The 15155-nt window shown below is 46.0% G+C and carries 15 protein-coding genes; 5 read left to right on the top strand and 10 right to left on the bottom strand.

Features of this window, described 5'->3' with window-relative positions; all coding sequences use genetic code 11:
- Window positions 1-168 precede the first annotated feature (168 nt).
- The 3 genes from apbE to AC0T7J_RS05425 all read left to right on the top strand — a co-directional run bounded on the left by apbE (window position 169) and on the right by AC0T7J_RS05425 (window position 3605).
- Window positions 169-1215, top strand: a complete 1047-nt coding sequence (apbE, locus tag AC0T7J_RS05435; RefSeq protein ID WP_473792689.1) for an FAD:protein FMN transferase ApbE — start codon at window positions 169-171, stop codon at window positions 1213-1215.
- Window positions 1215-1856 (top strand): DNA oxidative demethylase AlkB, encoded by a 642-nt coding sequence (alkB, locus tag AC0T7J_RS05430; protein ID WP_473792687.1) that lies wholly within the window; start codon window positions 1215-1217, stop codon window positions 1854-1856. The genes apbE and alkB overlap by 1 nt, the downstream gene beginning before the upstream one ends.
- A 96-nt stretch (window positions 1857-1952) precedes the next feature.
- Complete coding sequence (locus tag AC0T7J_RS05425; RefSeq protein WP_473792686.1) at window positions 1953-3605, top strand: multidrug ABC transporter permease/ATP-binding protein; 1653 nt, start codon at window positions 1953-1955, stop codon at window positions 3603-3605.
- A gap of 170 nt (window positions 3606-3775) precedes the next feature.
- Here AC0T7J_RS05425 and AC0T7J_RS05420 read toward each other — a convergent pair whose 3' ends face one another.
- The 3 genes from AC0T7J_RS05420 to AC0T7J_RS05410 all read right to left on the bottom strand — a co-directional run bounded on the left by AC0T7J_RS05420 (window position 3776) and on the right by AC0T7J_RS05410 (window position 5996).
- Window positions 3776-4492, bottom strand: coding sequence for a 4'-phosphopantetheinyl transferase family protein (locus AC0T7J_RS05420; protein WP_473792684.1), 717 nt, complete (start codon window positions 4490-4492; stop codon window positions 3776-3778).
- A gap of 71 nt (window positions 4493-4563) precedes the next feature.
- Window positions 4564-4767, bottom strand: coding sequence for a hypothetical protein (locus AC0T7J_RS05415; protein WP_003854174.1), 204 nt, complete (start codon window positions 4765-4767; stop codon window positions 4564-4566).
- A gap of 557 nt (window positions 4768-5324) precedes the next feature.
- Window positions 5325-5996: a hypothetical protein gene (locus tag AC0T7J_RS05410; RefSeq protein ID WP_473792683.1), complete on the bottom strand. Its 672-nt coding sequence runs from the start codon at window positions 5994-5996 to the stop codon at window positions 5325-5327.
- A gap of 216 nt (window positions 5997-6212) precedes the next feature.
- Between AC0T7J_RS05410 and AC0T7J_RS05405 the strand changes: the two genes are divergently transcribed.
- Window positions 6213-7381 (top strand): IS3 family transposase gene (locus AC0T7J_RS05405; RefSeq protein ID WP_473792682.1). Its coding sequence is split into 2 segments (ribosomal slippage): window positions 6213-6462 and window positions 6462-7381, totalling 1170 coding nucleotides; the frame shifts between segments, so codons are not numbered across the junction.
- A 332-nt stretch (window positions 7382-7713) separates the two neighbouring features.
- Here the strand turns inward: AC0T7J_RS05405 and AC0T7J_RS05400 are convergent.
- The 3 genes from AC0T7J_RS05400 to AC0T7J_RS05390 form a co-directional block, all read right to left on the bottom strand.
- Window positions 7714-9399: an ATP-binding protein gene (locus AC0T7J_RS05400; RefSeq protein ID WP_473792680.1), complete on the bottom strand. Its 1686-nt coding sequence runs from the start codon at window positions 9397-9399 to the stop codon at window positions 7714-7716.
- A gap of 12 nt (window positions 9400-9411) precedes the next feature.
- Window positions 9412-10623: a DUF4297 family anti-phage-associated protein gene (locus tag AC0T7J_RS05395; protein WP_473792678.1), complete on the bottom strand. Its 1212-nt coding sequence runs from the start codon at window positions 10621-10623 to the stop codon at window positions 9412-9414.
- A gap of 161 nt (window positions 10624-10784) precedes the next feature.
- Window positions 10785-11267, bottom strand: a complete 483-nt coding sequence (locus tag AC0T7J_RS05390) for an Hcp family type VI secretion system effector (protein ID WP_473792676.1) — start codon at window positions 11265-11267, stop codon at window positions 10785-10787.
- An 82-nt stretch (window positions 11268-11349) separates the two neighbouring features.
- Here AC0T7J_RS05390 and AC0T7J_RS05385 point away from each other — a divergent pair, with 82 nt between their 5' ends.
- Window positions 11350-12138: a DUF4225 domain-containing protein gene (locus tag AC0T7J_RS05385; RefSeq protein WP_473792674.1), complete on the top strand. Its 789-nt coding sequence runs from the start codon at window positions 11350-11352 to the stop codon at window positions 12136-12138.
- 1 nt (window position 12139) lies between these two features.
- Here AC0T7J_RS05385 and AC0T7J_RS05380 read toward each other — a convergent pair whose 3' ends face one another.
- From AC0T7J_RS05380 to AC0T7J_RS05365, 4 genes are all read right to left on the bottom strand, one after another.
- Window positions 12140-12454 (bottom strand): hypothetical protein, encoded by a 315-nt coding sequence (locus AC0T7J_RS05380; RefSeq protein WP_110957173.1) that lies wholly within the window; start codon window positions 12452-12454, stop codon window positions 12140-12142.
- A gap of 289 nt (window positions 12455-12743) precedes the next feature.
- A complete protein-coding gene (locus AC0T7J_RS05375) occupies window positions 12744-13853 on the bottom strand; it encodes a DegT/DnrJ/EryC1/StrS family aminotransferase (protein ID WP_473792673.1) in 1110 nt (369 codons plus the stop codon).
- A complete protein-coding gene (locus AC0T7J_RS05370; RefSeq protein WP_473792671.1) occupies window positions 13846-14304 on the bottom strand; it encodes an NUDIX domain-containing protein in 459 nt (152 codons plus the stop codon). Before AC0T7J_RS05370 ends, AC0T7J_RS05375 begins: the two co-directional genes overlap by 8 nt.
- Window positions 14301-15152, bottom strand: coding sequence for a DMT family transporter (locus AC0T7J_RS05365; RefSeq protein WP_473792669.1), 852 nt, complete (start codon window positions 15150-15152; stop codon window positions 14301-14303). The genes AC0T7J_RS05370 and AC0T7J_RS05365 overlap by 4 nt, the downstream gene beginning before the upstream one ends.
- Window positions 15153-15155: the final 3 nt, after the last annotated feature.

Here is a 15155-nt window from a genome sequence, read left to right as displayed (position 1 = left end):
GCCGCTCCTTACTTTGATTAACGTTAGTCGCCTGATAAAAGGCGGATACAGGTAGATGACCGGTGAATACTGATAGGTTTCAGAGAAATATTCAACTCTCTTTAAACGTCTTTACCCGAAGTTTATGCTTTGTAGCAGAGCTGAATAAAGTGTTACAAGTGAGGAAAGATGCGTTCTCAGATTAATCTGCTGTTTATAGCGATGTTAACGTTAATGTTAACGGCCTGTGATAAGCCAGCGACCACATCCGCGCTGGTGCTGGAAGGAAAAACCATGGGAACCGTCTGGCGGGTGAGCCTGGCCGGTGTAGAGAGTGAGCGCAGAGCGGAACTGCAACAGCGTATTCAGCAGCAGCTGGACGCAGACGATGCGGAACTCTCTACCTGGAAGCCAGACTCCGCCTTATCGCGCTTCAACCAAAGCCGTGACCTGTCACCGCAGCCAGTGAGTGAAAACATGGCAGATATTGTCACCACCTCACTGCGGATTGGCCGTAAAACCGGCGGGGCGATGGATATTACCGTTGGGCCACTGGTCAACTTATGGGGCTTTGGCCCGACGAAACAGCCCGGCCATACGCCGGATGCGGCACAAATCGCCGCTGCCCGGGCGCAGACCGGATTGCAGCATCTGCGGGTGGTGCAGGGCGCAGACGGACAGTGGCTGCAGAAAGATCTGCCGGGTCTCTATGTCGATCTCTCGACGGTGGGCGAGGGCTTTGCCACCGATCATCTGGCGCGACTGATGGAGCAGCTTGGCATCAATAACTATCTGGTGTCAGTGGGCGGCGCCGTACTGAGCCGTGGCCTTAATGCGCAGCAGCAGCCGTGGCGGGTAGCGATTCAGAAACCGACCGATCGTGAGAATGCGGTTCAGGCGCGCGTTAGTCTGCAGGGACACGGCATCAGCACCTCCGGCAGCTATCGCAACTATTATGAACTGGACGGCAAACGCATTTCTCATGTGATCGATCCCGTTACCGGACGGCCAATTGAGCATAAACTGGTTTCCGCCACGGTGATCGCCACCACGGCGCTGGAAGCCGATGGCTGGGATACCGGACTGATGGTACTTGGCACAGAAAAAGCCCAGGCGCTGGCGATCGAACAGCATCTGGCGGTCTATCTGATCAGCAAGCAGGGCGATAAATTTGTCAGCTGGATGTCGCCGCAGTTCGCTGCTTTCCTGATCCCCGCTGAATCCGGAGAACCCTGATGTTAGATCTGTTTAGTGAAGAGCAACCCTGGCAGGAGACGCTGGCTGAGGGCGCGGTGATCCTGCGGCGTCGCGCACGTGAGGATGCAGAGGCGCTTTATCAGCAAATAATGGCCATTGCGGAGCAGAATCCGTTTGCCCATCGCATTACGCCCGGCGGCCATCGCATGTCGGTGGCGATGACTAACTGTGGCGATTTTGGCTGGTCGGTGGATTCACGCGGCTACCAGTATCAGCAGCAGGACAACCTGAACGGGCGCAAATGGCCGGCTATGCCGCCGCTGTTTCGTACTCTGGCGCAGCAGGCGGCGTCTGAGGCGGGATTCCCTGGCTTTAATCCGGATGCCTGCCTGCTTAATCGCTATGAGCCGGGCGCGAAGCTGACGCTGCATCAGGATAAAGATGAGAAAGATCTGCGTCAGCCTATCGTTTCGGTGTCGCTGGGTTTACCGGCGGTTTTTCAGTTTGGCGGCTTCGAACGGGGCGACACGACTCAGCGTGTGCTGCTGGAACATGGCGACATTGTGGTGTGGGGCGGGCCGTCGCGCCTGCGTTACCACGGCATCCTGCCACTTAAGGCAGGCGTTCATCCGCTGGCAGGTGCCTGGCGTTATAACCTGACGTTTCGACGCGCTTTCTGACCCACCACGCCGGTTACGGCGTGGTGCGAATAACTATTGCTATCATTTTGCATCCCATTACACTGCAGGCTGTTTTTTGACTGCTGGATTGCCTGCATGACGTTGCTAAGCGTTGTTTTTCGCCAGTTCCGCTGGCCTTTTATCGGGGTGATTGCGCTCACGTTGTTAAGCGCCGTGCTGGGTATCGGCATGATTGCCTTTATCAATCGCGAAATGATTGTCGCCATTAACACCTCATTTGCGGTACTGCCGCAGTTTCTGTTGCTGCTGGTGGTGCTGATGGCGGTGACGCTGGCCTCGCAGCTGGCGCTGACCATGCTTGGCCATCAGTTTGTCTGGCGACTGCGCGGCGAATTTATCAAGCGTATCCTCGATACCCGTATTGAACGCATCGAGCAACTCGGTAGTGCGCAACTGCTGGCGGGACTGACCAGCGACGTGCGGGCCATTACTCTGGCCTTTGTGCGCCTGCCGGAGCTCTTTCAGGGCGTTATTATTACGCTTGGCTCAGCGATCTATCTCGCATGGCTGTCGCCTAAAATGCTGCTGGTAACCAGTGTCTGGCTGGGTGTCACGCTGGTTGGTGGCTGGCTGCTGGTCTCGCGGGTTTACCAGCACATGGCAAAGCTGCGAGAAATCGAAGATAACCTCTATCGTGATTATCAGACGGTGATTGAAGGGCGCAAAGAGCTACAGCTTAACCGCTCACGCGCTCAGCAGGTTTACGACACGGTTTATCAGGAAGATGCCCGCGCCTGGCGACACCACATTGTGCGCGCCGATACATACCATCTCAGTGCGGTCAACTGGTCGAATATCATGACGCTAGGCGCTATCGGTATGGTCTTTTTTATGGCCAACAGCCTGGGCTGGGCCAATACCGCCGTCGCCGCCACCTTTTCCCTGACGCTGCTGTTTTTACGCACGCCGCTGCTCTCCGCGGTGGGCGCGTTACCGACTTTGCTCAGCGCCCAGGTCGCATTCCGTAAGCTCAACGCCTTTGACCTCGCTCCTTATCAGCCAGGATTCCACGCCGCCTCCACGTCCTCAGACTGGCAAACGCTGGAGTTGCGCGACGTCTCTTTTCACTATGGTGATAACGGCTTCCAGGTCGGGCCGGTTAACCTGACGCTGCGCCGGGGCGAACTGGTCTTTCTGATTGGCGGCAACGGCAGCGGGAAATCGACGCTGGCGATGCTGCTGACCGGGCTGTATCAGCCTCAGTCCGGCACGCTGCTGCTGGATGGCAAGCCGATAACGGCGGATGAGCTTAACGTGTGGCGCAGTCAGTTCTCGGCGGTCTTTACCGACTTACATCTGTTTGACCGATTAATCGGGCGGGAAGGCGTTGCGGCCAGTCCGGCGCTGGTTCAGCTCTGGCTTGAGAGGCTGAAGATGCAGGATAAGCTGAAGATTGAAGGCAATAAAGTGCTGAACCTGCAGCTTTCTAAAGGACAGAGTAAGCGACTGGCGCTACTGCTGGCAGTTGCAGAAGAGCGCGATGTGCTGCTACTGGATGAGTGGGCGGCGGATCAGGATCCTCACTTCCGACGTATCTTCTATCGCGAGTTACTGCCATGGCTGCAGCAGGCGGGTAAAACGGTGTTTGCTATCAGCCATGACGATCACTACTTCATTCATGCCGATCGGCTGCTGGAGATGCGTGAAGGCCAGTTAACAGAGCTGACCGGTAATGAGCGCGATCTTGCCACGCTCGACTCGGTGAAACGCACCGACACCGGACTTTAACGGCAGCTGGCAAAGCTTAGCAAAAAAGCGTACTGGCGTGCTTCGCCTGAACCAGGCTACGTTAGCGATCAGCAGAAACGCCGGTTTCTGCCATTCTGAATCTTTTCTTTCGTCTGTGTTACCCCCGGCTAAACCGCATTGTTTTAACGCGTATTGTTTAGCCGGTTTTTTTAAAGCCGATGTGTGATTAGCGTCATTACCTGCGTATCCCGCCACATAAAGCTCGCCTCCAGTAACGTCCCCATCGAAAAATGCCTGCTGAAGTCCTGAGTCAGCCGCAACGTCGCGCGCTGCTGCACGAAATCTACCGACACCAGTTCCGCATCCGGAAAGTCCATCGGCTGAAGCAGTTGCGGCCACATTGCTTTATAAACGCTCTCTTTAAGTGAGAAGAGCAGGGTAGCGGCAGCGCGGAAAGAGACGGGCAGCGTCCGTAACAGGTGCTGTTCCTGCTCGTTCATCAGCAACTCAGCCGTTTCATGCGCTGTCGTCTCCGACATGAACTGCTCGACATCCACCCCAACAGCGCAGGGCTGACGGGTTGCCGCTACCACAACGATGCCTGCACTGTGCGACAGTGACGCCTGAATGCCAGCGGGCCAGCAGGGGGATCGATCGGCTGCATTGGTCAGAATGAAATCAGCAATACCCAGTTCTGCCATCACTGACCGTACCAGCAGACGGCTGGCGAGGTATTCAGCACGCCGTTTACTGACAGCCTGCTGCAGTCGGGCAGGCAGCGGAATATCCCATTCGACAGCCAGCTCATCATGATACTTTTGCGGATCGAAGTGACCCACCGCCAGCAAAGGATCGCGGCGGTTAAGGTGTCGGGAAAGGATAAAGCCGCCTGCAACAGGCGGCAACGGCAGGTCGGGATAGCGCATGCGGGACCATCATCAAAACCAAAAAGGCATTAAATCAGGCGCGATGGATCAGGGCAAGCAGCCTGCCGGAATCAGTCGTTGGGAGGAATGGCAAAACTCTTCAGAGAAACAACGAAATGGTGGTGACCCCTGCTGATGCGTGCACCTCGGTCGCACCAGTGGCTTGCCAGACGAAAGAAGTCGTCGCTGCCAATGTCATACGCCAGTTCCACTTTGCTAATGCCTGAGTGCAGCAACGCTTCTGCATCTTTCAGGCTTTTCGCTTTGATCGCCATAAAAATTATCCGTCAATTTCTGGGGATTTCAGGGTAGGCATTTTCTGTGACATTTTTGTTTCAGTTTGATGAATAAGCGCAGCCGGTAGCCGGTTTTGTGAAGCAGATCAGATTATTATGCAGCTGTTAACCTGCTGATTGTAAGAGGAATGTTAACTGCCACACGGGATTATTCTGAATGTTAAACGGAGGGGTAAGCTGACATAGAAAGGCCGCGTCAGACGCGGCCCCGTGGGTTACTTCTGGTCTGGCGGGGAAGGTTGCTTATCGCCTGACTCGGGTGCTTCTGTTGGATCGTCTTTTTCAATATATGTCATGAACTCTCCTCTTGTTACCCACACGCAGTTAAGTATAGAACGGATTGCGGGGTGCGCGAGGAAAGTTAACGTTTGATGACAGAAACGAAAAAAGCAGCCTTCAGGGCTGCTTTTCAGGGAATTTGGTCGGCACGAGAGGATTTGAAAAGTTAAACTAACATTATGCATTTAAAGGTATTTAAAACTGATATATAAGTTAAATATGCCTATGCATATGCCTAAAACATGTGCTTATGAAATTTACTTACTTTTCCATTGTCGTCGTAAGAGGGCTATGAAATCTTCGACATATAAAAGCTTATCTAAGGTAAATGCCTGTCTTCCAACATGAGCAGGGTTCAAGAAGACCGGAGCTTTATCTTGTCCCATTGAGAATGATGAATACATAGTATTGGGACTAGCCAGGTACTCAGCCTGAGTTTTCCATGAGGCTGAGGAGAAACCTGATATGCTTAGTGCAGGCACGAGATGAGTTAATCGTTGTGTAGGATCGATGTCAGAGTAGATCCATAAAGCATAATCTAAAGCTTTTGAGAGCTGCTCAGTTACCTGTTCTTCGATGATGGCGGGAAGGCCTCCTGAAGGTGAAGACAAAGGTAATGAGATCAGTAGATCGCCATTAGAATGTAGCTTTACAAGATTCTTAAGATCCCGGTTTAGCGTCTGACATATACACAGCGCTCCATTTTCAAGCGATACATTTGTGCCAAATTGCTTGTCGAAGATAGCATGCCTGCCGAAAAGAGCTTCTTTTGATAACTTATCCTCGAGCTCTTTAGAGTCCATTTGAGCAGGACGGATAATGGTTGAATCAGGGCCGGCAGCAATTGAGATATCCAGATTGATTGCGCTTTGTGAAAAAGTTTGGTTACTGCGCGGCAGATTCTCAACTGCTCTAGTTTTAAGGCCCACAGGATCAAGAGGTGCTACTGCACGGGCAAGTACAAGGTCATGAATTGCTTTAAGAGCTTTAGCTTTTAGATCTTCAGCTGAAGAAAATTCCCCTCTAAAAAGGCCTTTTTCCCAAGTACTTACTTCCTTTATCAGTTTATCCTGTGAAGTGGTTTACTGAATTTGGCCACCTGAACAGAGGTGATATGCTCACCTCAGAACAATACAGGTGCACCAATGAAACGAAGAAATTTTAGTCCTGAATTCAAACGCGAATCCGCTCAGCTGGTTGTCGATCAAAACTACACCGTCTCTGATGCCGCTAAGGCTATGGATGTCGGTCTTTCCACGATGACAAAATGGGTCAAGCAACTGCGTGAAGAGCGTCAGGGCAAAACACCAAAAGCCTCTCCGATAACACCAGAACAAATCGAAATACGTGAGCTAAAGAAAAAGCTACAACGTATTGAAATGGAAAACGAAATATTAAAAAAGGCTACCGCGCTCTTGATGTCAGACTCCCTGAACAGTTCTCGTTAATCGGGAAACTCAGGGCGCGTTATCCAGTGGCCTCTCTCTGCCACGTGTTCGGGGTTCATCGTAGCAGCTACAAATACTGGCAAAACCGTCCTGAAAAACCAGACGGCATGCGGGCTGTATTACGAAGCCAGGTGCTGGAGCTGCATAACATCAGCCACGGTTCAGCCGGAGCAAGGAGTATCGCGACAATGGCAACCCAGAGAGGCCACCAGATGGGACGCTGGCTTGCTGGCAGACTCATGAAAGAGCTGGGGCTGGTCAGCTGCCAGCAACCCACTCACCGCTATAAACGTGGTGGCCATGAACACGTTGCTATCCCTAATCACCTTGAGCGGCAGTTCGCAGTGACAGAGCCGAATCAGGTGTGGTGTGGCGACGTGACGTATATCTGGACAGGCAAACGCTGGGCGTATCTCGCCGTTGTTCTCGATCTGTTTGCGAGAAAGCCAGTGGGCTGGGCAATGTCGTTCTCACCAGACAGCAGACTCACCATGAAAGCGCTGGAAATGGCATGGGAAACGCGCGGCAAGCCAGCCGGAGTGATGTTCCACAGCGATCAGGGCAGTCATTATACGAGCAGGCAGTACCGGCAGTTGCTGTGGCGATACCGGATCAAGCAGAGTATGAGCCGGCGTGGAAACTGCTGGGATAATAGCCCAATGGAACGCTTCTTCCGGAGCCTGAAGAATGAGTGGGTACCAGTGACGGGTTACATAAACTTCAGCGATGCAGCTCACGCAATAACGGACTATATCGTTGGATATTACAGCACGCTCAGGCCACATGAATATAACGGTGGCTTACCCCCAAACGAATCGGAAAAACGATACTGGAAAAACTCTAACGCGGTGGCCAGTTTTTGTTGACCACTTCACTCGCTGATCGTTTTACGATCATATCTATGCTATCAAACGCTCTTAAATCGAGTTCCCCAAGAATCATTCAGCACCTCGGCTATGAACATGAAATCACGTTTTTCTTTCGCTTTATGATTCATTACGTCATTGATAATGAAGAGGAAGCCGAGGGTGTCTATCTTGAAGAGCGTGTGAAATATGAGAAAGCTATACTATTGGACCAAGTAATAGCTACTAGGAGGAAGAAGGGAACACGAATCTAATCTATATTGAGGAAAACTAAGTAAATGATTAAATAAAAACCTAGCTTTCCTGTTTTTCGTCATAGGGTGCAATGAAAACTATTTGTACCACTCGCTCTTAATATTTTTTATATCTAAGTCTTTCCATTCTTCTTTCCATAGCTGCCAGTAAGGTATGTCGTTTGAAGATGGAGCATGGATACATTGTTCAATTTGTACGATGGATGGTAGTATAATAGATTCACCTACAAGTAAGGCTTCACCTTGACGAAAAGAAGTCATTTTATCAATTAATGAACCGAGAGAATCAGGTAATAATTTTTTTACATAACCTTGGTCAGATGGATTTGTAAGACGCATAGCTATGAAATTGCTACATTGAGAAAAAATAGTTTCAGAAATCTCAGATGGTCGTTGACTTGCCAATAAAAGTGTGACGCCATATTTACGACCTTCTTTTGCAATTCGTTCGATAGCGATTTTAGATGAACGATATTTAGAAAGTTCACTATTAGGAACATACTTATGAGCTTCTTCATAAACTAGAAGAATTGGAATGTCATTATTAATCTTTTCATTTGGTTTTTTTAAGCATCGTATACGTTTATAAATATATCCATATTCAAATACGAGTCGAGATATTAGTGAGACTGTGATACTTAAAACTTCGAATGGCACACCACTAAGGTCTATTATAGTAACGTTGGATTTTTTTTTAGAACTGTAGCCTAACAAACTTTCGAGGGTTTCTTCGAACGTTATACCCTTTGACTTTTCACCTAAGAAAAAGCTAAGCCGGTTATCGTTTAACTTATTTTCTAGCCGGTTAACAAAATTGGTCAGCTTGCCATGCAGGCTACCTTGTGTGAATTTAGGCTGACCGGCCTTTTCTTTATTGCTTTGGGCATACACTTCACCCGTGTCGACCATTTCTTCATTCTTTGCAATAGTGTATTTAAGCACTTCTTGAATATCAAATACAATAGGTGTATCTAAATGAATGTTTTTTCGCTCAGCTTCTGAACCATTAAATTTAGCCAGGCGATCCTTTATTATGGCTTCTTTAAATATATTTCTTTGATTGTGATCGTTAGCTTCTGTATCAAGAAAAAATTCGTCCAATTCTTCACTGTTCAACATCCAATATGGCAAAGTCAAATTTGTAATATCAATGAGATTCGCTTCCGGAAAAGCGGACTTATATTCAGAATGAATATCGAAAATGATAACATGAGAGTTATTCAAAGAGAATTTCTCGTCCTTTTCATTGACCGCTTTTTGAATAATAGTTGCTAATGTATGTGATTTACCCGAACCAGTCGAGCCGACAACAGCAATATGCTTATTGAAAAATTTATCTCCATTAACAGGAACCGGAACGCTCAGGTTTGAAGATAAAGTAGAGAAAAGAAAAGCTGCCTCTCTGGGGACCGAGTCTTCATAAATTTTTTTGATATCGTCAATGCTTGCTGGAAACACATTCTTTGGTGGTATTGCAAGAGAATCTCCACCACGTTCGAATTTTCCATCTCTTAATATACCCAATGGGAAAGCCTCGATGATGTGATCCCGCTTACCATCTATGTTGACTGCTATTTGAAAGTTCTCAATAATAGCGATGAGGATTGCATTTTCATTATCAGCTATCTTAACATAAGAACCCACTTTTAGAGTTTCCTCTGCCAGTTTGAAATTCTCTAAATCGTCAACAACTATTCGTACTTTATCAGGGAATACAGCAATAACTTGAGCGTTAATTTTATCATCTTGCTGAGTGTGTTTCATTTTTCACCTTCATTAAATTATTGAATTAATATCTGAGGTTTTTTTTAATTGAATTTTAATATGCTGAACTGAAGGATTGTTGTAATCGAAGTAATAATCATTAATGTGGAATTGATAAATTCGTCTTGTCTTGTTAATATTCCCTATAACTTGTTGTAAATTATCAAGAGTGTTGATGAGTTTTAACTTTATTCCATTTCCATATGTGGCACTTGAAATCATAGATTGAATGCTAAACTGTGCACCATTGAAGTCATGGCCATCTATGATTTTGAAATTTTCTATTGCCAATTCTCCCTTGAGTGAAACTAACTCATCATGAGCTAAACCATGTATATAAACATAAGGACAAAATGGATTGGGCTCACGCCTGGATAATTTTGACCATTTCCGTGAGATTTCAAACAAAATGTTTTTTATTTCATATCGCATGTAGGATGAGTTTTCAATTTCAATCAAAAAGAATCGTTCAAACGGAGAGATATTAAGTTCTGTGAAGTACTCTTTACGTAATCTTGAAAAGTGAGCTTCCATTCCTTTCTTTTGTATAAACCATTCATTGAATAAAATGCTTGATGTGTTTATTTTTTCGAGAAAGTCTTTTTTAGTTATCAAGCGTTTTTCTTTAATTTCTTGAATGGCAAGAGAACGTATAATGGATAAAGCATTATTATAAAAGAAATACTCTGCTGTGAATTTTGTTGTTTCAAACTGATTTTGAAGGGATTCAATGACATTTTGAAACTGTACATCAAACGCTTCGGCATTAATATTAATTGTCAGTCGTCTTAAAAATTCTGAAAGATCGGAGTCTGACAGTTTTAAATCTTTATGATGATAATATTTTACATCTTTAAGTGTGTAAGTTAAAAAGTTCTTTTTGAGAAATTCAATATCAATTTCAAGGTTTAGTTTTTCATGTCCTGAAAGATAATACCCATAAATTGAGTATAAAACTTTCGGCTTTGAACCCAATAAAGTTTCTTTAAAGTGAGATAACATATGCTTTATAGCATCTTTAATAATCGAGTGGTTGTATTCTGTTTTTGCATAATATTTACATTGAGTTGCAGTTATATCGTCAGCAGTGTGGATGTCGATATCCTCGACACACTCAACTTCAATAGCATGGTCTAAAGACTCAAGTTTTAAAATACTTAATATAGTAAGATCAAATTGATAAAAATAACCTCTTATCGTATTCACTGCACTTCTATCAGTCATAAAATATCCTTAATTAACAGATAATGTGTTTAAATCAGCTAACCGACTCCAGATTTAAAGGTTTATGAATAACATAAATACCGCATTTTATAATTTTAATATTCCTATGCTGCGTTTTAGCTATAGATAACAAATTTTTTAAAATATCTAACGAAATGAAATTATAATTCTCTATTTGATTTAATGTCCCAACCAGACTGTGTTTCTGCACCTTTTCCGCCGGTTGAAGATTGTTCCCAATACTGTGTTTTAACTTTTGAGGCTTGGAATTGATATGAAACCCCAATTAGGTCACGGCTTGTAGTGCCATTGAAAATCACATTAGTGATAAGTACGTCTTCAAGAGTAATGCGGCAATATTCGATTTGGCTCCCTCCGGCCTTGCATATCGAAAGCTCTACCTTACCAATATGCTTGCCATTTGATACATAGCGCATTACTGCTGGGGTTGCTTTGTCTATCAGGGCCTGAACAGAGAGATCGCGGTACTGAACTTTTCCAGCACCACCTCCGCCTCCAACTGACATGTTCCCTGGCTGGTTCGCGCCCCATGTGAAAGATTCAATAGCAATCCAGCCTTTATGGTTACTGTCCTGTGATTCACCTGTAATACCATCAATTTTTAAGAAGAGATCTGTACTCATAGCTGGTCCTTTTGCTTTCCCTGTGATGGGTAATCTGATTAAATAAACTTAACGATACGTATAATGACATAAAGGCACAGCCATGGACTACTGGAAACCAGACCGATTCAAGGATTACTTTCTGACTATGGCTCATGCTGAGGCAAATCAGCTACTTAGTACTGCAAATCACCTCTCCTTGATTCACCTGTCTGATGGTTACAACAGGATTCAGTTTCAGGATGAAGTGAAGATTTTCGTTAATGCACAAATGGATACTATCCGTTCAGGTGCCTCAGATGAAGAATGCCAGCAATGTATACAAAATCTGAAAGAAGAACATCGTAATCTCATGAGACAAGATCAGCTTCTTAGGACAGGTCAGGCGGCATTACATGCTTCAGTACAATTCATTCAGCAAAGTGATATCTGGGGATATGTTATCAATGGTGTAGGGGTAGTACTAAGTGGGCTACAGGTGGTGGCTGGGTTTGGAGTCATGGCGGCTTCAGCTGCAACCGGGAATATTATAGGTGTTGGATTTGGTGCAATGCTCACACTACATGGCGTGAATGGCGTTCAGGAGGGCGTGATGAATGTTATTACTGGAAAAAACGACGCCCAGGGTTTCTTGAAAGACGGTTACATCGGAGCAGCGAAATTTTTAGGGTTCGATCAAAAGACAGGTGAAATTGCTTACAGCAGTATGGATCTTGCTCTCTCTGCGTACGGCATGTTCAGGCTGATAAGAAAACCTGAAGCATTTCGTCTTTTTTACTACATTAACTCCGATTTTGTTCGGGGTGTCAAAGATATGAGCCGTTTTGAATTAGGCGTAGAAATATATAATGACTATTCGGCTCTGAAATCAATATACGATAATAAAAAATAAATCACTTTTTTCTTGTGTAACGGAATGATTTGTAGCCTAACTTCATCGGCGTGAAAATGTAGAAAATTGGAGCTATGATTAGCATTGTTATTGAGTATGAGGTAATAGCGAGGCTATCCTTGTACATAATCGTGTAAATCCAGACAATAGCGAGAATGACTACCAGGAACATTGAAGCAGTAAAACGAATGCTGAGCTCTTTAAGTAACGCCGGGTATGTCGTTCCACTTTTTTCGGCTTGCATTCTTAAAGCAGCAATATCTTTCGCATTGAAACCGTTTTCAGCAAGATTTTTTTCAATTTCAAAAGTATTCATATCGTCACCATAGCTGTAAGTTCAGACCGATCATAACTCATGTGGGCTAGAGGTTGCCAGAAAAAATGATATTGCATTTCAATAAGATGGCTCTAAATGGTAAGGGTGAGTGAGCGAAACACAAAACAGAAGTTATAACCACGTAAGCCAGGAAGAGAAAGTTCGGGAGTCAGTTAAGCATGGTGTGCAGAATATTGGCATTGAACCAGAAATGTTTGGTTGGCATTTACATAGATTGCTCATTGCCAGGTTAGTCTCCAATGAAGAATTCTATCCTGGCAGAAAAATGTCAGCCTTTTATCAAACTGGATATCAATCGTGAGCCTTCTGCGATATCTGCTAATTTTATATTATCATGTACAGGGAGTATAAGCAGACTACGAATAAATTTCATCGCTTTAGACAGTTTATCATTTCCAGGATGATACTCTGCGAAAACCGGGTAGCAGGTGATTGGTTTCAGTTCATAGCGATAAGGATCTGTAAGTAGACCACGGTCAGCTAATTCAGCCGCAAAGCGCAGCCCGTCAGTATTATCATTGAACTGCATAGCACATGCATAGGGCGCTACTTTACCGTTCTCTGCAACTGGCAAAGATTTAAGCTGGGGAAGCAAAGAGAGTGAATCGAGCCATGATGAGCATAGTGCCTCACGGGACGATAGGTAATTATCCAGCCCCGTCAGCGAATGCAGACCCGCGATAGCCTGATAACCTGACAGTTTATAGTTCACACCGAACTGATTGCCATATCCATTCCCGTCAAAGCCCAGGCGTATAAAGGCGCGAAGACGCTCAGCAAGATCCGTATCATTTGTTGATACGAAACCGCCTTCTCCTGTTGAGAGCAGCTTATATTCATGGGTACTAAAGCAACCTACACGGCCCTTCAGACCTTCCTGACCGTAAGGAGTAGAGGCTCCGAAAGACTGTGCTGCATCCTCTAGCAACGGGACATCGAAACGTCTGGAGAGTAAAAGCATAGTTTCTGACGTACCTGGATTACCCCACATACCACAGGCAATGATGGCTGCCAGTCCATTATTAAGTTCGGATTCCAGTTGTTCGGGATCAAGGCAGAAGGAGTCGCCATCTGTGTCAATCACAACAGGCGTAGCGGCAAGCTGAAGGACTGGTAATACGGTCATGACCGCACAGACTGCTGGTACAGCGACACGGCTACCTTTACCCACGCCAAGAGCTACCAGCCCTGCGTGGATTGCTGCTGTACCTGAGGAGACGGCGATGACATGTTTAACATTAAGCCTGGCTTCCAGTTTTAGCTCGTAGTCTCTTACAGCAGCTGCGGTACCTGAGTAGTCCCGATAGTTCATAAGGCTGTTCTGGTATGCTTCCGCCATGCGCCCAGAAATGAATTTAGGCCCTGTCGACTTAATCATTATTATTGCCCCAGCCCCATTCAAGATAATTTTCAACCACATTTTCTGACAATGAATGAAACACGGGGGTTATGTAATCCACTAGTTCAATGCAGGCGTTGGCAGGTGAAATGAACTCCAGCGCACTGCATTTGTAGGGTTCAGTATTTACAGGCTGACCCTGCCAGTTCGTTGCCTCCATAAATACGTCTATGATTCGGCGGTCAGCCGTGCGTCTATGCATAATAGTGCGGAAAATCCAATCTGATTGCTCCAGATCCAGTCCTGTCTCTTCTTTCAGCTCACGACTCGCAGCGCATGTCAGGGACTCACCTTCATCAACGTGCCCGGCAGGGAAAGACCACTTGCCATCTGCATATCCTGTATTAGAGCGCTGAAGCATAAGTACTTTATCGCCGTCGCGGACGATACAATAAATGGCCAGGTAGGGGCGTTCACGTTCAATTTTCATTTCACTCTCCTGTTGATAGTTTGTGTCAATCCCATCGCAATAATCGAAACGATGACGAGCAGTTCTCCAGTCAGCTTGAACTGGCCAAACTGATAGCCGTAAAACGGTAGTGAAATCAGCGTAACAACCACGGGCGATAGCGCACGTAAAGCAGTGGCGACATGAAAGTCGACAGATCCAGCTGTTTTGATATATGAAAACATCGAATAAAAAATGAATGCTGCACTCAATACGCTGCAGGTCGTTCCCTGAACATCCAGGCCGTTAAATATCTTCTGAACCTGACCAGCACCAAGGAAAATCGCCAGTGCAAACAGGAACAGTCCGTTTATGCCAAGTGGCACGCAGGGGTGTATATCCTGAGTCTTCTTTTTAAGCACCGCATAGTTGAGCGCGAAAAGCAGGGATGAGAGCAGGGTTAAAATAACCGCCTGTAAGGTAACTGTACCCTCTTTGTCTGGCAGCGATGATAGAGCTACACCTGTAATACAGGTAACAAGCACAAGTACCTTAGCTTTAGTCAGTTTTTCCCGGAACCACAGAACAGATATGATCATGCCAAAGATTATGTAGCTGCGAGCGATGAAAGAGTGCGTACTGGGTGTCAGTTTCTCCAGACCCATGTAGAAACACCAGGTACCTAGCGTGTTAAGAACGGCAGAGGCTATTCCGTTTCGTGTTGTCAGATACCTGACCATGTCAGACATTCGAGCGTGAATCAGCGCCAGCAACATAAAAGTGACTGCATAAATCAAGAGGAAGGCGTTTTCACTGATCCAGCCGAAACTGAACTTAGCCAGTAAAATGGAAATAGCATTCAGAAATACAGACAGAAATTGATAAAACATGAT

This window comes from Pantoea sp. E956-1 (assembly GCF_982223955.1).
Note: the sequence above shows the minus strand (reverse complement) of the source record. Positions and strands in the feature narration are given on the sequence as shown.